General features: G+C 69.1%; 16 protein-coding genes and 2 tRNA genes. 7 read left to right on the top strand and 11 right to left on the bottom strand.

The features are described 5' to 3' along the window. The first annotated feature begins 192 nt into the window (after window positions 1–192). Window positions 193–1,041 (top strand): helix-turn-helix transcriptional regulator, encoded by an 849-nt coding sequence (locus tag EP757_RS15340; RefSeq protein WP_127546664.1) that lies wholly within the window; start codon window positions 193–195, stop codon window positions 1,039–1,041. A gap of 41 nt (window positions 1,042–1,082) precedes the next feature. Beyond that, the gene (locus EP757_RS15335; protein WP_127546662.1) at window positions 1,083–1,298 is read left to right on the top strand and encodes a DUF397 domain-containing protein; all 216 of its coding nucleotides are present in this window, start codon (window positions 1,083–1,085) and stop codon (window positions 1,296–1,298) included. 151 nt (window positions 1,299–1,449) lie between these two features. On the opposite strand, the gene EP757_RS15330 is transcribed toward EP757_RS15335, so the two are convergent. Continuing rightward, on the bottom strand, window positions 1,450–2,226 hold the full coding sequence (locus tag EP757_RS15330) for a hypothetical protein (RefSeq protein WP_127546660.1): 777 nt from the start codon (window positions 2,224–2,226) through the stop codon (window positions 1,450–1,452). A gap of 551 nt (window positions 2,227–2,777) precedes the next feature. On the opposite strand from EP757_RS15330, the gene EP757_RS15325 reads away from it, so the two are divergent. Beyond that, on the top strand, window positions 2,778–4,271 hold the full coding sequence (locus EP757_RS15325; protein ID WP_127546658.1) for a GGDEF domain-containing protein: 1,494 nt from the start codon (window positions 2,778–2,780) through the stop codon (window positions 4,269–4,271). On the opposite strand, the gene EP757_RS15320 is transcribed toward EP757_RS15325, so the two are convergent. Next, window positions 4,256–5,686 carry an LVIVD repeat-containing protein gene (locus EP757_RS15320; protein ID WP_127546656.1) on the bottom strand — a complete coding sequence of 477 codons (1,431 nt, stop codon included), beginning with the start codon at window positions 5,684–5,686 and terminating at the stop codon, window positions 4,256–4,258. The genes EP757_RS15325 and EP757_RS15320 overlap by 16 nt on opposite strands. Window positions 5,687–5,819: 133 nt before the next feature. On the opposite strand from EP757_RS15320, the gene EP757_RS15315 reads away from it, so the two are divergent. Then, window positions 5,820–6,488, top strand: a complete 669-nt coding sequence (locus tag EP757_RS15315; RefSeq protein WP_127546654.1) for a DUF305 domain-containing protein — start codon at window positions 5,820–5,822, stop codon at window positions 6,486–6,488. 10 nt (window positions 6,489–6,498) lie between these two features. Here the strand turns inward: EP757_RS15315 and EP757_RS15310 are convergent, their stop codons facing one another. The 4 genes from EP757_RS15310 to EP757_RS15295 form a co-directional block, all read right to left on the bottom strand. Next, entirely contained in the window at window positions 6,499–7,224 is a 726-nt protein-coding gene (locus EP757_RS15310; RefSeq protein ID WP_127546653.1) for an SDR family NAD(P)-dependent oxidoreductase, read from the bottom strand. Between the two features lie 30 nt (window positions 7,225–7,254). After that, complete coding sequence (locus tag EP757_RS15305) at window positions 7,255–8,076, bottom strand: helix-turn-helix transcriptional regulator (RefSeq protein WP_127546651.1); 822 nt, start codon at window positions 8,074–8,076, stop codon at window positions 7,255–7,257. A gap of 69 nt (window positions 8,077–8,145) precedes the next feature. Further along, entirely contained in the window at window positions 8,146–8,748 is a 603-nt protein-coding gene (locus tag EP757_RS15300; protein ID WP_127546650.1) for a hypothetical protein, read from the bottom strand. A gap of 18 nt (window positions 8,749–8,766) precedes the next feature. After that, window positions 8,767–9,957 (bottom strand): cytochrome P450, encoded by a 1,191-nt coding sequence (locus EP757_RS15295; RefSeq protein ID WP_232050519.1) that lies wholly within the window; start codon window positions 9,955–9,957, stop codon window positions 8,767–8,769. Window positions 9,958–10,219: 262 nt separating this feature from the next. Between EP757_RS15295 and EP757_RS15290 the strand changes: the two genes are divergently transcribed. Then, window positions 10,220–11,740 carry a sulfatase gene (locus EP757_RS15290; RefSeq protein ID WP_127546648.1) on the top strand — a complete coding sequence of 507 codons (1,521 nt, stop codon included), beginning with the start codon at window positions 10,220–10,222 and terminating at the stop codon, window positions 11,738–11,740. On the opposite strand, the gene EP757_RS15285 is transcribed toward EP757_RS15290, so the two are convergent. Next, the gene (locus EP757_RS15285) at window positions 11,733–12,383 is read right to left on the bottom strand and encodes an NADPH-dependent FMN reductase (protein WP_127546646.1); all 651 of its coding nucleotides are present in this window, start codon (window positions 12,381–12,383) and stop codon (window positions 11,733–11,735) included. The genes EP757_RS15290 and EP757_RS15285 overlap by 8 nt on opposite strands. A gap of 165 nt (window positions 12,384–12,548) precedes the next feature. Between EP757_RS15285 and EP757_RS15280 the strand changes: the two genes are divergently transcribed. Continuing rightward, on the top strand, window positions 12,549–13,130 hold the full coding sequence (locus tag EP757_RS15280) for a DUF4190 domain-containing protein (RefSeq protein WP_127546644.1): 582 nt from the start codon (window positions 12,549–12,551) through the stop codon (window positions 13,128–13,130). 76 nt (window positions 13,131–13,206) lie between these two features. On the opposite strand, the gene EP757_RS15275 is transcribed toward EP757_RS15280, so the two are convergent. The 4 genes from EP757_RS15275 to EP757_RS15260 all read right to left on the bottom strand — a co-directional run bounded on the left by EP757_RS15275 (window position 13,207) and on the right by EP757_RS15260 (window position 15,498). Beyond that, window positions 13,207–13,279, bottom strand: a tRNA-Lys gene (locus EP757_RS15275). 41 nt (window positions 13,280–13,320) lie between these two features. Continuing rightward, on the bottom strand, window positions 13,321–14,274 hold the full coding sequence (locus EP757_RS15270; protein WP_160165798.1) for an SEC-C domain-containing protein: 954 nt from the start codon (window positions 14,272–14,274) through the stop codon (window positions 13,321–13,323). A 35-nt stretch (window positions 14,275–14,309) separates the two neighbouring features. Beyond that, window positions 14,310–15,257 carry a polysaccharide deacetylase family protein gene (locus EP757_RS15265; protein WP_127546640.1) on the bottom strand — a complete coding sequence of 316 codons (948 nt, stop codon included), beginning with the start codon at window positions 15,255–15,257 and terminating at the stop codon, window positions 14,310–14,312. Between the two features lie 168 nt (window positions 15,258–15,425). Then, window positions 15,426–15,498, bottom strand: a tRNA-Lys gene (locus tag EP757_RS15260). A gap of 148 nt (window positions 15,499–15,646) precedes the next feature. Between EP757_RS15260 and EP757_RS15255 the strand changes: the two genes are divergently transcribed. Beyond that, on the top strand, window positions 15,647–16,879 hold the full coding sequence (locus tag EP757_RS15255; protein WP_127554252.1) for an Ig-like domain-containing protein: 1,233 nt from the start codon (window positions 15,647–15,649) through the stop codon (window positions 16,877–16,879). The last annotated feature ends 5 nt before the right edge of the window (window positions 16,880–16,884 follow it).

Raw genomic sequence — 16,884 nt, 5'->3', positions numbered from 1 at the left:
AGACAGAACTCGATGTCCGCAGCATCATGTACCCAACATCAAGGTCAATACAAGAAGTACTAGACTTCTTATTCAGGCCCTGCGGTTCCGTACACCGGATACCGATCTTGGGGCATGATCGTCAATGGCTACCGGGATCGTGAGGGGCGCACCGGTCGTAATATCGAACTCACAGGACGGTAGGGAGTCCAGGTGTCCGATATCGAGGGTCCGACGCTACGACGCCGCCGACTGGGGGCAGAGCTCAAAAGGTGCCGGGAAGCAGCCGGCCTGACTCAGCAGGACGTGTCCCGGCACTTCGAGTGGCACGCCGCCAAGGTCACCCGGATCGAGACGGCACGGGTCGCGGTCACGCCGCGCGACGTCCGCGATCTGCTGACCTTGTACAACGTCCGTGATCAGGGATATCGCGAGGCTCTGGTGGAGCTGGCCCGGCTCTCGCGCGAGCGCACCTGGTGGACCGACTACCGAGACATACTGAGGCCCGGGAACTTCGTCGGCCTGGAGGCCGCCGCGTCGTCGATGAGGGTCTGGGAGCCGATCATCGTGCCCGGCCTGCTGCAGACCGAGGCATACATGCGAGCCCTGATCAAGACCGGTCGCTCTTCCGACACACCCCAACAGATAGACAGGCGTGTCGCGCTGCGCCTCACCCGGCAGAGCCGCCTGGGCAGCGATCGCCCCCTCGAACTCTCCGCGCTGATCGACGAATCCGTGCTCCGCCGGGTCATCGGTGGCGAGGACGTCATGGCAGGACAACTGCAACATCTGATCGACACCGCTAGATTACCGAACGTAACGCTCCAGATCTTGCCCTTCGACTCCGGGGAACACCCGTTCCTGGGGGGTTCAGCAGTGCTTTTGGAGTTCCGCGAGACCACCCATTTGGATGTTGTCTACCTCGAAGGCATTGCGGGAGACTATTACGAAGAGCAACCAGAAGAGGTTGCCCGGTACCGGGAGGAGTTCGAGCGAATGAGCGCGAAGGCGCTCGATCATCGGACTACGATAAAGATGATCGAGAGTCTGCTCGTCGCGTAGCACTCCCGAAGAAATCTCCTATCGAAGGGAGGTGCTCGAGTATGCTCGCGCACCAACTCGACGGTGCCGTCTGGAAGAAGGGCAGTCGCTCTAACGGCAGCGGCGGCAGCAACTGCGTCGAGGTTGCATTCCTCGACAAGGGAATCGCCGTCCGTGACAGCAAGGACCAGGCGGGCCCGGCTCTCATGTTCACGGAAGCGGAGTGGACCGCTTTCGTGGACTCCGCCAAGGACGGCGAATTCGATATCTCCGCGTGAGAGCCTACCGATAGGCGTGCACCGATGGAAGTCCTTTGTAAGTGATCGACTTCCGCGATGTGCGACTTGAGGAATGCCACGGCGTCTCCCCAGGGGGCGCCGTGGCATCGAATCCGATGATTAAAATCGGCCATCGCCGCCAGGTTCTGTCCTAGGCGAAGGCGGGCCGGAAGATCTCCCGCGAAGTGACTCCCGCGGCCGGGATCAGGTGCTCGACCGCCGCGGCACGTGCCTCCGCGATCGCTGCCTCCCGAACCAGGCTGTCCCGGTTCCGGCGGGCCCGGGCCGCGTCCCGCCAGGCCGCCCGCTCGGCCTCGGCGGCACGCTCGTGCAACCGGGCCAGGTAATCCGCGCTGACCTGCTGCACCACCCGCTCCTGGTCGGCCGGGTGCAGCCGGGCATCCCAGCCGTTGCGGCCACTCAGCGCGTCGGCGAGGGCCTCGGCCGGCAGTTCGCCGCGGGCGGTCGCCTCTTCGACGGCGCGGTGCAGGAAACGCTCGCGGTAGGCGTACTCGGCAGGGGTCTTCGCGGTGTACGGCGTGCCGAAGGCCGCCGTGGCCCGGCTCCTGGCCCGGCGCGCGTCCGCGGCCTGCCACTCCCGCCAGGCCGCGTCCACCCGCTCGCAGGCGTCCTCCCAGCCGCCCTGCCAGCGCTGCGCCGCGAGCCCCGCCTGATCGGCCGCCACCTGGATCTCCTCGGCGTAGCGGGACGCGTGCAGCGCCTCCTCGAGACGCTGCCGGCGCTCCTCGTCCCGGCGCTCGGCCCGGCGGCGCAGGAAGCCCACCGTGTCGATCAGGGCGCGTCCCGGATGCCGCACGTTGTGCGGGCTGGCCAGCACAACGAGGGCCGGCAGGGTGGCGAGCAGGAGGGCGGCCCAGATCGCCATCGGGGCCGGTTCGGTCAGCAGCATCTCGGCGAGGATGTTCATGAAAGTCGTCCGCTCTGGTGGGTTCCGCTTCGGTTCCGGGCATGGGTGGACCCCCGGGCAGCAGTGAGTGCTGTCCGAAAAAGGTCAGACGGAAGCGGTGGGCGGAGCCCGGGAACCGGCGGCGCCGGTTACGGTCTGTGCGCAGAGAACGCGCACCGGCGCGGTGCTGGAGCAGGAGATCGCCCGCGCGGCGGGCTGGACTTCGGGGGTGCGGGCGGACGCGTCGGAAGCGTCGGCCGGGGCCGTGTGTACCGCCACGGCGGAAGCGGAGATGCTGTTCGCGCTCGGGCCACAAGAGTGGTGACCGGCAGAGATCGGTCCCGTGAAGAAGGCCAGAACGAGCGCCAGCAGAACAGGCAACGACCGGAGCGCGGAGCTGCGGTGTGTCGTGGCCATGGGCTGAAAGTACCGATTTGTCAGCAAAGGTCCGATTGCGGCACGCGGAACGGTCACCCGATCCGACTACGTGATCTGGATAGATCTCGCGGTACTCGGACAGGATCGCTCAGCTTCGTCCCCCGCCCGCCGATCGATCGATCATGCATATGCGAGTGGCAGCCAGGGACCCGGTCCTGCTGGCGCTCGTGGCGCTCGGCCTGCTGCTGGCGCCGTGGTTCCTGATCGGGCCGGGCGGCACTACCACGTCCTGGGTGGTGCAGGCGACGCTCGACGTGCTGATGGTGTACTTCGCGTGGCGGCTGACCCGGCATCCGGAGATGACTGCGCCGGGACGCCGGTTCTGGCGGGTGGCGCTGATCGCCTTCGCCTCCTGCGCGGTCGGCGACCTGTATCAGTGCCTGCTCGTACTCACGCATCCCGGGACCACCCGGATCAGCCTCGTGCAGACCGCCTTCGTGGTGATCGGCATGGCGACCGTGGTGGTGGCGACCCTCCAGCACCCGCTCGGCGGCGTCGGGCGGCAGCGGCTGCGGCTCTGGTTCGACGCCGCCACGGTGCTCACCGGCATCGCGGTCTTCCTCTGGTCCTTCCTGCTCGCCGAGGAGCTCGGCGGCAAGCAGGACACCGACCGGTGGGCCGCCTCGGCCACCGCCGTCGTGATGCTGCTGATCTCGTTCGGCGTGCTCAAACTGATCCTGAGCGGCACCGCGCCGTTCACCCGCTTCGCCGGGGCCGCCGCGGCGCTCGGGGTGGCCGGGACAGCGCTCGCCGCCCCGATCACCACCGGGCTGGTCGGCGAGCCCGGCCCCGGCCTGATGATCGTGGTGCAGCTGGCGCCGTGCGTGCTCACCACGGCCGCGGTCCGGCTCCAGCAGCTCCAGGCCGGCCTGCTCGCCCAGCGGATGCCCGGCGAACTCGGCCCGCGGTCGAGCCGTCTGCCGTACCTCGCGGTGATCGCCACCCAGGTGCTGCTGCTCTGGTCGCTGAGTGGCGGCGAGATGACCAGCCGGGTCTGGGGTGTCGCGGCGGGCGCCGTGCTGATCACGGCCCTCGTGCTGGGCCGGCAGCAGGTGGCGTTCCGGGACAACGAGCGGCTGCTCGGCGAACTGCGCTCCCTGCACGACGAACTGCGCCGGCAGGCCACCCACGACGCGCTCACCGGCCTGCCCAACCGGGTGCTGCTGCACCGCCGGCTCCAGGAGTCGGCCGCTGGGAGCGTCAGCATGCTGCTGATCGACCTGGACGGCTTCAAGCAGGTGAACGACGAGCACGGGCATCACGCCGGCGACCTGGTGCTGCAGGCGGTCGCGGAGCGGCTCACCGGCCTGCTCGGCGCCGGCGAGGTGGCCGCGCGACTGGGCGGCGACGAGTTCGCGGTGCTGCTGCCCGGCGTCGGCGCGGACGAGGCCGCCAAGCTCGCCGAGCGGATCGCGGTGGTGGTCGCCGAGCCCATGATGATCGACGGCCACTGGCTGGCCGTCGGCGCCAGCGTCGGCGTGGCGACCGGCGAGCCGGGCGAGGGCGACGGGCTGCTGCGCGAGGCAGACGCGCTGATGTACCGGCGGAAGAAGGCCCGGAAAGCCGGAGGGACCGCCCTGGCGGACGGCCCCTCCGGTCTAGCTAGCGCACATCACCAGCGACGGTAGTCGTCCTGGGTCTGCGCGTTGAACAGCCACGTGCGCTCCCGCTCGGCCTTGTCGATCCGGCGGTCGCTGACCTCGAGGACGTCCAGGCCCTTCTGGATGTCGTTCGAGTAGATGAAGCCGTTGTACCAGTACGCGGACCACGAGCCACCGGTCACGGCACGCTCGGTGCTGAGCGGGCCACGCTCCCAGTACGCGATCTCCTTGGGCTTCTTCGAGTTCGTGAAGTCCCAGATCGAGATGCCGCCCTGGTACCAGGCCTGGACCATGATGTCCTTGCCCTTGACCGGGATCAACGAGCCGTTGTGCGCCACGCAGTTCTCGGTCGCGGCGTTCTCCCGCGGGATCTTGAAGTAGCTCTGGAACTCGAGCGTGAGCTTCTTGCCCTTGCGCTTGATGTCGTAGATCGCGTCGGCGCCGCGGTTCGGGCCGATCACCGGGTTACAGGTGGCCTGGCCGCCGCCGCCGAGCTCGTCGGTGAAGACGACCTTGTTGCCGGCGTTGTTGAACGTGGCCGAGTGCCAGAACGCGAAGTTCTCCGTGTCCCGGACCGTGGTGATCACCTTCGGGTCCACCGGGTTCGAGATGTCGAACAGCGCGCCGTCACCCATGCAGGCGCCGGCCGCGATGTCCTTCGACGGGTACGCCGTGATGTCGTGGCAGCCGCTGGTCGCGGAGCCGGTGGCGCTGCCCGGGAAGCCGCCGTCCGGGAAGAGCACCGGGGTGGCGACGACGGCCGCTGCCGTCGGCGTCTTCAGCGGAACCTTCACGATCGAGATCTTGTCGTGCGGCCACGCGCAGTTCGGCAGGCTGACGCCGGACAGGTTGTAGGACGACACGTACAGGTAGACCGACTTGTCGCGGCCCTTGCCCGGCACGATCGTGTGGGTGTGCGAGCCACAGTCGGTCTTCACCGCGGCGATGTACCGGGGGTTCTTCGGGTCCTTGATGTCGAAGACCTTGATGCCCTCCCAGCGCGGCGTCTCGGCCGGCGCGCTGGCCGGAACCGAGGTGCTGGCGCAGGAGTCGTCGGACCGCTGCGAGTCGGTGGAGAGGAAGAGCAGGTCTCCCCAGACCGTCACGTCGTTCTGCGAGCCGGGACAGACCACCACGGCGGCGACCTGCGGGCTGCGCGGGTTCTTGATGTCGTAGACGGTGAAACCGTTGTAGTTGCCGCCGTACGCGTATTTGCCCTGGAACGCCCAGTCCGAGTTGAGCGAGTTCTCGGCCGCGAACGGGGCGGGCTTCGGGATGTTGGCGATCTGCTTGAGGTTGGCACTGCTGCGGATCTCGTCGACCGCCGGAATGTCGGCGACGTCCGCGCTGGCGGGCGCGGCGACCAGGAAGCTGAGCAGGACTGCCGCAGCGCCGATACTGGACAGGCGCTTGAACCGCCCTCGTGGGGCAGGGTGCCTCATGGAGCTCCTTCCGGTTACGGAGCCACCGGCGACACACCGCGAGTCGTGTCGCGAGCACCCCCGGTGACAGCGATGTCGGTCGTTACGATAGCTGTCGAATGTTGCGTTGGGGACCCTTACCGAAAAGGAAGCAATGAATCGCCGACACACCAGGAGCCTGGCGACCGCGACCCTGACGGTCCTCGCCACCGCCGGGATCGCGCTCGCGGCCTGCACCGGATCCACTGAGAAGCCCGAGGCCGCAGCGCCCTCCGCCTCATCCTCGCCGGTACCGGTGCTGCTGCCCGGCCGACCGGGAGAATCGGCTGCAGTGTCCGATTCTGATCAGGTGAAGGCGCTCGACGGGAGTGTCTACAACTCGATCGACGTGGCGTACGTGCAGATGATGATCGCCCACCACGAGCAGGCCCTGGTGATGGCGGATCTGGCGCCCGGGCGGGCGAGCAACACCGGGCTGAAGCGCCTCGCGGACCGGATGAGCGCCGCCCAGCAACTCGAGATCGATTACTTCAAGTCCTGGTTGAAGGATCGGAACCAGCCCGAGTCCGACCCCTCGCACGATCATTCGTCGATGCCGGGCGGGCAGAGCGACGCGGAGATCGCGGCCCTCACGGCGGCGTCCGGCGCCGAGTTCGACCGGATGTTCGTCGCCATGATGACCGAGCACCACCAGGGCGCGCAGCAGATGGCCGGCGACCTCCTGCGAAGCGGATCGGACGAGCGTCTGTCCGAATTGGCCAATGAGTCGGCGGTCGAGCAGGTGTCCGAGATCCGGCGGATGGCCGAGCTGGGGATCCGTTAGTCCACTGTGATCAGAGCAGCATCCCGCCGGACGCCTCGATCCGCTGGCCGGTGATCCAGCCGGTGCCGTCGCCGAGCATCGTCGCGATCACCGCGGCGATCTCGGCGGGCTCGGCCACCCGGCCCAGCGCGGTCACGCTGCCGATGTGCGCCCGCACCCGCTCGTCGTCCCGCAGCGCGCCGCCGCCGAACTCGGTGCCGGCCGGGCCGGGCGCCACCACGTTCGCGGTGATGCCGCGCGGGCCGAGCTCCTTCGCCAGATAGCGGGTGAAGACCTCGACCGCGCCCTTCATCGACGCGTAGGCAGCGTAGACGCCGTCGCCGGTGAAGCGGGCCAGACCGGTGGAGAGGTTGACGATCCGGCCGCCGTCGGCGATCAGCGGAAGCAGCTTCTGGGTCAGGAAGAACATGCCGCGCCAGTGCACGTTCAGCATCTCGTCGAACGCCTCGACCGACGTCTCCGCGATCGAGCCGGCCGAGCCGACACCGGCGTTGTTGACCAGGAAGTCGAAGTCGGTACGGCCGAAGCGGTCGGCGAGGACCCGGCGCAGCTCGCCCGCGAAGGCGTCGTACGAGCCGAGGTCGCCGACGGTGAGCGGCAGCGCGACCGCGTCGATCTTCTCGCCGGGGTCGCCACGGTACGTGTAGATCACCTCGACGCCGGCCTCGATGAGGGCCAGGGCGGTGGCCCGGCCGAGTCCGCGGTTGCCACCGGTGATCAGGGCGATTTCGGGCATGGTGGTGCCTTTCTACGGGTTGCGGGATTTCTAGGCGGCGACGGCGGCGAGGAGCTGGAGCTTCTCGTGGCTCGCCGAGCCGGGCACCGCGGTGAAGACCAGCAGCGTCTGCATCTGGCCGGGGTCGTGAAGGTTCTGGCAGTACAGATCGAGTTCGCCGAGCTCCGGGTGGATCAAGATCTTGCGGTCCGTGTACGCGAGACCCACCTCGTGGCCGGCCCAGATCGCGGCGAATTCCGGGCTCGCAGCCAGCAGGGCGTCGACGATCTCGCCGGCCCGGCCGTCCGGCGCCAGCGCGTAGGCGGCCCGCAGCTGCGCCGTGAGGATCCGGGAGTGCCGCGGATGGTGGTCCTCGGGATAGATCCGGCGGGAGGCCGGGTCGGTGAACCATCGGTACCAGGCGCTGCGGGCCAGGCCGGTGAACCGGGTCTCGTCGCCGACCAGAGCCACCGCCATCCGGGTCTGCAGCAGCGTCTCGCCGTATCGCGAAATGATCATTGCGGGGGTGTCGTCGAGGCGGTCCAGGATCCGCATCACGCCGGGGCTGATGTGGTCGTCCCGGAACACCCGCTGCGGCACCGGATGGCCGCCCAGCCGGAACAGGTGATCCCGCTCCTCCAGACCCAGGTGCAGGGCCCGGGCCAGCGCCGCGAGCATCTGCTCCGAGGGCGCCGGGCCGCGCTGCTGCTCGATCCGGCCGTAGTAGTCGGCCGACATCCCGGCGAGCGCAGCGACCTCCTCGCGGCGCAGGCCGCCGGTCCGCCGCCGCGCGCCCCGGGGCAGGCCTACGTCCTCCGGCTGGAGGGCCTCGCGGCGGGTGCGGAGGAAGTCGGCCAGTTGAGCTCGATCCATGTCATCGAGTCTGTCGCGCGGTCCCGCCCGGATGAAGGCCGTTCTCAACCCCGGACAAGTAGTCCCCGGCTAATCGTCGTCGTCATCGTCGTCGTCGCCGGCCGGGAGCAGGGCGCCGACCTGGGTCGCGCCGGCCGCGAGCGCCTGGAATCCCGCCTCGCTGATCTTCTCGTCCTCGCGCAGGTCGGCGAGCTTGTCGACGAACTCCTCGAGCTTCCGGGGGGCCTTCTCCGGGTCCTTGCGGAGCCGGTTCTTCAGCTGTTCCAGGCGCCGGTTCAGCGCGTCCGCGCCACCCTTGTCGAGCTCACCGCGCTTCTCCAGCGACCGGACGACGATCCTCAGCTGGTCGACCAGCTGAGCCGGGCGGACCGGGCGGGCCGTCGTGGGCATCGGCGTGGGCGACTTCGTCGACGGCGTCGGCGTGGGCGCGGTCGACGGCGCCTCCTCGGCCGGTGCGTCCTCGGTGATCAGAACGCTGGGTGCGGCGAGCGGCAGGGCGGGCGACTCGGGATCGTCCGAGCCGGAGGAGATCGCCCACACCGCCACCGCCACGATCACCACGGTCGCCGCCGTGACCGCGCCCAGGATCTTCAGACGCGGACTGGAGTTCTGCGGCGTGACGACCGGCAACTTGGCCGTGGGTGAGTAGTACGGATCATGGGGGACCGACACGGCGCCATCATGCCAGGTCTACAGGACCACCGGCAGCTCGTGCAGGCCTCGCAGCAGCAACCCGGGACGCCACCGCAGGTCCTCGGCCGGAACCGCCAGCCGCAGGTCCGGATGACGGTCCATCAGCTGGGTGAACGCGATCTGCGCCTCCAGCCGGGCGAGCGGCGCGCCGAGGCAGTAGTGGATGCCGTGGCCGAACGCCAGATGCGGGTTCTGGGCCCGGTCGAGGCGCAGCGTGCCGGCGTCCGGGAAACGGTCCTCGTCGCGGTTGGCCGAGAGCAGCACGATCACGACCGGCTCCCCCGCCCGGATCACCGTCCCGCCGATCTCCAGGTCCTCGGTGGCGACCCGGAACGTGGAGGTCTCGACGGGTCCCTCATAACGCAGGAACTCTTCGATGGCGGAGGGCATCAATTCCTTGCCGGTACGCAGGAGGTCCCACTGCGACCGGTCGCGCAGCAACAGATAACTGCCGTTCCCGATCAGGTTGACGGTGGTCTCGTGTCCCGCGATGAGCAGCAGGAAGACCATCGAGGAGAGCTCCTCCTCGGTCAGCCGGTCCTCCGAGTCGCGCACCTGGATCAGGCCGGAGAGCAGGTCCGGCCCGGGGCTCGACCGGCGCTCGGCGATCAGGGCCAGGATGTAGCCGACCATCGCGCGGATCGCCGGTTCCAGCCGGTCGCCGGACTGCGAGCCCGCCACGATCACGTTCGACCAGTCGCGGAACGCGTCCCGGTCGTCGGCCGGCACCCCGAGCAGCTCGCAGATGACCTGGATGGGCAGGGGGAACGCGAACGTGTCGATCAGGTCGACCCGGTCCTTCCCCTCGATCGCGTCGAGCAGGTCACGGGTGATCTCCTCGATCCGCGGGCGCAGGCTCTCGATGCGGCGGGCCGTGAAGGCCGCCGAGACCAGGCGGCGCAGGCGGGTGTGGTCCGGCGGGTCGGCGGCGAGCATGTGCCGGGAGAGGATCGCGGCCGGGCCGGACGGCCGGTTCGCCGCCGCCGAGGAGCCCACCGAGAAGGCGGACTGCTTGGACAACCGCGGGTCGGCGAGCGCTCTGCGGGCATCGTCGTACCGGGTGACCAGCCACGCGGTCAGGCCACTGGGCAGCCTGGTCCGGCGGATCGGCCCGGACCGGCGCCATTCGGCGTACGCGGGATGGGGGTTTGCCTGGAAGGAAGGATCGGCGAGATCGACCTCAATCACCCAGGCGACGATACCCGTCGATGAGAGTTCTAGGTGGGGTTCCGGCGGGGAGTGCGCGGCGGGCGCAGCGGCAACCGGGGGCGCGGCGGAGTGAGCCGGCGAGGACGGCGCGGGCGTGGCTGGCCACTGACGGCGACGATCGCGAACATGATGCGACTATCCGCCCGTTCGTGCGCGGCAGTGCCTCCGTTGAGGGATTCTTAAAGATCATCTCAGTGAGAGGTAAACAAACCTGGTGTCCCGGCCTACTACCCTCCCGGGGGTGTCGTCCCGTTCCCGCCGCGTCGCCTCCGCGGTCGTCTCCCTCCTGGCCCTGACCGCGTGCACCACCACTGATGCTGCGCCGGCACCCTCCTCCTCGTCGTTCAGCCCCTCGTCGCTCAGTCCCGAGGCCATCGAGTCGGCGGCCGCCCGGCCGAACATCGTCCTGGTGCTCACCGACGACCTGTCGAAGAACCTCGTGCAGTACATGCCTAACGTCCTGAAGCTGCAGAAGGAGGGGACGACGTTCACCAACTACACGGTGACCGACTCCCTCTGCTGCCCGTCGCGGGCGTCCCTCTTCAAAGGACAGTTCCCGCACAACACCGGGATCTTCAAGAATCACGGGTCGGACGGCGGGTTCAAGCTCTTCCACAGCCGTGGCCTGGAGTCCTCGACGTTCGCGACCGATCTGCAGGCCGCCGGGTACCGCACCGGGTTCTTCGGGAAGTACCTCAACGAGTACCTGCCGGCGACCAGCTTCGCGGGCGGCCGGCCGTACGTGCCGCCGGGCTGGGACGAGTGGGTCGCGGGCGGCAACGCGTACGACAACTTCGGCTACGCGCTGAACGAGAACGGGACGGTGAAGAAGTACGGCAGGAAGCCGGCCGACTACCTCACCGACGTGCTCTCCGCGAAGGCCGCCGACTTCATCACGACCTCGACGTCGCCGTTCATGCTGGAGATCTCGACCTACGCGCCGCACGCCCCGTACACCCCGGCGCCCCGCGACGCGAAGCTCTTCCCCGGCCTGAAGGCGCCGAAGGGCCCGTCCTACGACACCGTGCCGAAGAACGCGCCGGCCTGGCTCGCCACCCACCCGAAGCTGACGGCCGCACAGAAGAGCGGCAACGACACCGACTTCCGCAAGCGGGCCCAGTCGGTGCAGTCGGTGGACCGGATGATCGGCAGGCTGCGTGACACCCTCACCAAGACCGGCGTCGCGGACCGGACCGTCGTGATCTTCACTGCGGACAACGGCTACCACCTGGGCGAGTACAGCCTGCCCTACGGCAAGCAGACCGCCTTCGACACCGACGTCAACGTGCCGCTGGTGGTGGCCGGCCACGGCGTGCGGGCCGGGCAGACCGTCGAGGCGGTCGTGGAGAACACCGACCTGCGGCCCACCTTCGCCGACCTGGCCGGCGCCGAGCCGCCCGCGGAGGCCGACGGCAGCAGCATCCGGCCGCTGCTCGCCGGCGAGACCCCGGCGCGGTGGCGCAGAGCCGCGCTGATCGAGCACCGCGATCCGGCCACCGACCCGGCCGACCCGGACTACGAGCGGGACAGCATCAACATCCCGCCGACGTACGACGCGCTGCGGACCGCCGACTTCACCTGGGTGCAGTACGTCGACGGCACCCGGGAGTTCTACGACCGCCGGACCGACCCGCACCAGATGCGCAACCTGGCCGGCACGCTCCCACCCGCGCGGGTCGCCGAACTGGAGGCCGCCGTGGCCGCGATGACGAAGTGCGCCGGCGCCGAGGCCTGCCGATCCGCGGCAAGCCGGATCAGCTGACCCCGCGGGCCCACGGTGGCAGTTGCGCGCCGCGCGGAAAGCTCGGCGCGTCCTGCCGCTGCACCACCGGGTAGACGCTGGAGTGCGCCTGCCAGGACGGCTGCGGCCGGTCCTGGTGCGCCATCAGCGACCGGACCAGCGCGGCCACCATGTCCTGCAGGGCCACGTGCAGGCGGGGGTCGGCGACCAGGCCGTCGGCGCCGATCGTGGCCATGTCGAGCGGGATCCGCACGCAGGCCGGGCGCAGCAGCTTCGCGCCGCCGTGTTCGAGCACCGACTCCAGCGAGGTCCGGGCGCCGTCGTCGACGCCCGGGCCGACCACCGACAGCCAGGCCGCCGCCTTGCCGCGCAGCTCACCGCCGTCGACGAGCCAGTCCAGCAGGTTCTTGAGGCTGCCGGGGAGCGATCCGGCGTACTCCGGGGTGCTCACGAGCAGGGCGTCGGCCTGGGTCACCTGCCGGCGCAGGGCGGTGACGGCGGACGGCGGGTTCGGGTCGCCCGGCAGGAACGCGGGGAGGGCGGCGAGGCCGGCGTACAGATCCGCGGTGATCCCCTCGGCGGCGTGGCTGGCCGCGGTGCGCAGGGCAGCGGTGTGCAGGGAGCCGTCCCGGGTGCTCCCCGAGATCAGCAGGACACGCGTCATGCGGTGACTTTACGGGCCTGTCGTGGATCACGGCCGTACGGCCGACCCGGGTCGGATTTTCGTACCGAATGGGTCTCGACGAGTAGCCAGGGACGGCTCCGGGCGGCAGCATGAACAAACGGTCCAAATGGGGGTGGACCCCCACTGGCAGGAACTCCGGAGCTGATGTCGCACCCAACGCCGCAAGATCCGTTCGAGCCGACCACGCCGCTCCCCCCGGCCTACGACCCGCCGCCCTCGGCCGACCCCACGGCGCCGTTCTCGTCGACGACGCCGTTCCCGCCGCAGCCGTACGCGCCGCTCCCCTACGAGCAGCCGTCCTACGAGCAGCCGTACTCGGGTCAGCCGTACTCGGGTCCGCCGGCCACCGGTAAAGGCCCGGCCGGATACCCGGAACCCGGTTATCCACAGTCTCCGGCGGGTTATCCACAGGGCTCCGCCTATCCGCCGCCGCCCGCCTACGTGCCGATCGCGGCCGGTCCGCCGACGTCCGGCTGGGCCGTGGCGTCGCTGGTGCTGGGCATCGTGGGCGTGCTGATCGGCTGGTGCACCTACGCCGTGATCCCGCTGCTCGCGGTGGTCTTCGGCCACATCGGCCTGAACGAGACCAAGCACGGCCAGAAGACCGGCCGCGGCATGGCGGTCGCGGGTCTGGTCATGGGCTATCTGGTCATCGCCGTGACCGCACTGCTCATCGTGGTCGTCGGCAGCCTCGGCGTGATGGGCCAGTTCGCCACCTCACCGTGACGCGGTGATCTCGCCCGCCGGTTGGGACGTCAAGCGAAAGGCCCCGTTGCTCAGCAACGGGGCCTTTCGTTTGTTGTGCGCCGCGTAGGACTTGAACCTACAACCCGCGGATTAAGAGTCCGCTGCTCTGCCAGTTGAGCTAGCAGCGCTTGCCAACGAGAAAGAACGTTAGCACACCCCTGCGAGCACCTCAGCGGGACCGGGGCAGACAGCATTTCTTGTACTTCGCCCCGGAACCGCACCAGCACGCGTCGTTACGACCGGGCGGCCAGACGGCGCCCGGACCGTGGCTCTCGAGCTGGCGCGCGTACCCGGCACGGACGTCGGCGTCCATCGGGTCGCCGCCGTGCCGGGTCACGTGTTCGGCCAGCCCGTCGGCCTCACCGGGGTGGAGCCGGAAGCCGGACTGGCCGGACTCGGTCCAGACGCTGAGCGCCTTCTCCAGATCGGCTCGGTGGTCGTCCCAGGTGTGGCCGTAGACGTCGGCGAAGGCGGGCCAGCGCAGGAGCACCTTGTCGTATTCGGCGTGCGGCCAGTACATGACGCCCTGGCTCGATCCGGCCGCATCGTTCGTCGCGGTCCTCCCGGCCCCGCCGCCCTTGGTGGTCTTGGAACTCGCGCGGATGCGGTCGGCGAACTCGTCGAACTCGTCGACCGGCATCTCCAGCTCGCGGCGGATCCGCCGCCGGTTCTGCAACAGCCCGTTGGCGAGCACGGCCCGATCCACGGTCTCCGGTCGGTCCAGGACGGTGTTGAGCGCCGCCGTGAGCCACTGCTCGGCGACCTCGCTCTCGCCGCACTCCTCCAGGGCCTCGGCCAGGTACGACGCGGCGTCCGGCTCGCGGGCCAGCCGCGGCCGCAGCGCGGAGAACACGGCCATCGCCTCGTCCTGCCGGCCCAACCGGGACAGCAGCTCGCCGCGCCGGGCCCGGGCGAAACCGTCGGCCGCGGCCTCCACCAGCCGGTAGCTCTCGATGGCCCGTTCCACGAGCCCGAGAGCCGGCGGCAGATCGCCCTGCTTCTCGGTCAGCTCGGCCGCGAGCATCAGCGCGTAACCGGCGTCGGCCGGGTCGGCGAGTCCGTCAGTCTCGACGGCGGCGACCAGCTCGGTAACCGCTGTCCGAGGGTCGCCGCCGGCGATCATGTCCAGATCATCACTGGTCAGGGGCACAAATCAGGTTAACCCGCCGCGCACGTGAGCGACGGCCAACTCCAGTTGCCGCCGTGCATGACGGTGAAGCCGAACGTGTTGCCGCTGCCGTTCGGCCGGGCGGTCATCACGGTGCTCGACGACCAGCTCACCGACGCGTTCCAGGTCGCGATGATCCGTTGCGGACTCTGCAGGGTCACCGTGACCGTCCAGTTGTTCGACCCGCTGACGGTCACCTGGCCGTTGAAGCGGTCCGCCCACTTCTGGCCCTCGCTGTAGGTGGCGGTGCAGCCGCTGCCGGGTGGCGGTGTCGTCGTGCCGCCGGGCGCCACGGCTCGCCCGGTGGTGGCGGAGATCATGCCGGCGCAGAGACCACGGCTGCGCAGGTTCGCGGCGATCTGCGGAACGGCGGCCACCGTCGTCGCGTACTGGTCGTGCATCAGGATGATCTGGCCGTTCTGCAGCGAGCTCGCGGCCTGCACGATCTGCGCGGTGGAGGCTCCGTTCCAGTCCTGCGAATCGACGTCCCAGATGATCTGCCGGAGGCCGAGTGCGGACGCCGCCGACTGCAGGGTGGCGTTCGTCTCTCCGTACGGCGGCCGGAACAGCACCGGGGTGCCCCCGCCGGCCGACTGGATCGCACTCTGCGTCCGCGATAGTTCCGAGCTCATCTGGGCGGCGCTCAGGGTGAGCATGTGCGGGTGGGTGTAGCTGTGGTTCGCCACCCACATCCCGGCCGCCACCTGTGCGGCGACCAGACCGGGGTTCGCCGCGGCGTTCTGCCCGGTGTTGAACATGGTGGCGCGCAGGCCGTTGCTGCGCAGGGCGTTGAGCAGGGTGTTCGTATTGCCGGCGTTCGGGCCGTCGTCGTAGGTCAGGCCGACGTAGCCGTTCGCGCAATCGGCGGCGGCGCTGGCGGGGGTGGACGGGGCGATCAGGAGTGCCGCGGCAACAGCCAGGACGCTGAGCCAACGCATGGGGATCACCTTTCGACGTGGGGATGCATCGATTGACGATCGTCGCTGCTCATTGTTCGGAGGGTCGGGCGCCGTGTCAACGGCAAGTTTCGTATGTGTTCCGAAAGTTTCGGTCTGAGGTATGAAAAAACCCCGACCCGTGGGGGTCGGGGTTGATGCCGGAGAGAGTGCGTCGCGTAGGACTTGAACCTACAACCCGCGGATTAAGAGTCCGCTGCTCTGCCAGTTGAGCTAGCGACGCTTGCCTTGCCGCTCTCCCTGCAACGAGAGAAACGTTAGCACGGCCTCCGATGATCCTTGAAATCGGTTACTTGCGACCGCAAGGAGGACCCGCGACTTGCGCTCATGAGTCAGTATGTCTGCGCTGAGAACTCAAGAACGGGGCCATGATGGTTGACCTCCGCCGCTCCCTGGCGGCGATCCTGGCACTTGCCGTGATCACCCCTCTCGCTGCCTGCAGCGACGACTCCTCCTCCGGCGCCGCCGACGCGGCCCCCGCACCCAGCGCCTCCGCGGCCGCGCCGGTGCTGGAGAGCGCCACCAAGGCCGAGCCGGTGTCGCTCACCGTCACGCCGGCCAAGGACAAGAAGAACGTGCCGGTCAGCGCTGAGATCGGACTCGAGGTCAGCGGGGGCGAGGTCACGTCCGTCACCGTCACCGACGCCAAGGGCAAGAAGGTGGCCGGCGACTTCCGGGAGGACGGCTCGTCCTGGGTGCCCAGCAAGCCGCTGAAGACCAGACAGAAGTACGAGGCGACCGTCGTGGCGACCGGCACCGACGGCGTCGCGAAGACGCAGAAGACGTCGTTCACCACGATGGGTGAGCCGGGCCGCCGGACCGGCACCGGGCTCTACCTGTTCGACGACCACACGTACGGCGTGGCGATGCCGGTCGTCGTCGAGTTCAACCCGGGCATCAAGAAGAAGGACCGCGCGGCCGTCCAGAAGCGGATGTTCGTCGAGACCACGCCGGCCCAGCCGGGCACCTGGTCATGGACGGACAACGGCACGCAGGCGTACTACCGCGCCCCGGAATACTGGAAGACCGGCACCGTGCTCAAGGTGCGGATCGCTGTCGGCGGCCTGAAGACCGGCGAGAACATCTACGGCGACAAGGATCGGTCGGCGACCGCCAAGATCGGCCGCAAGTTCGAGATGAAGGTCGACAACAAGACCAAGAAGATGACGGTCGTCCAGGACGGCAAGACGGTCAAGACGATGCCGGTCAGCCTCGGCAAGAAGAGCACCCCGTCGTCGAGCGGCACGATGGTCGTCATGCAGAAGATGGCCGAGACCGTCTTCGACACCACGGACACCGACGGGGCGGACGGCTACCGCACCAACATCCAGTACGCGCAGCGACTGACCTGGAGCGGTCAGTACATCCATTCGGCGCCATGGTCCACCGGTGCGCAAGGTCACCGGAATGTGTCGCACGGATGTGTCAATGTGTCTCCATCGAATGCGCGGTGGCTGTTCGACAAAACGCTTGTCGGCGACCCGGTCACCGTGCGTGGCACCGGGGACGAGCTGGACTACGGCAACGGCTGGACGCCTTGGGACGTCAGCTGGGAAGAGTTCGCCAAGGGCAGCGCGTTGAAGGTTCCGTCGAATCTCGGCTGAGTGTT

Source organism: Actinoplanes sp. OR16 (genome assembly GCF_004001265.1).
In the GTDB taxonomy this organism is placed as follows: domain Bacteria; phylum Actinomycetota; class Actinomycetes; order Mycobacteriales; family Micromonosporaceae; genus Actinoplanes.
Note: the sequence above shows the minus strand (reverse complement) of the source record. Positions and strands in the feature narration are given on the sequence as shown.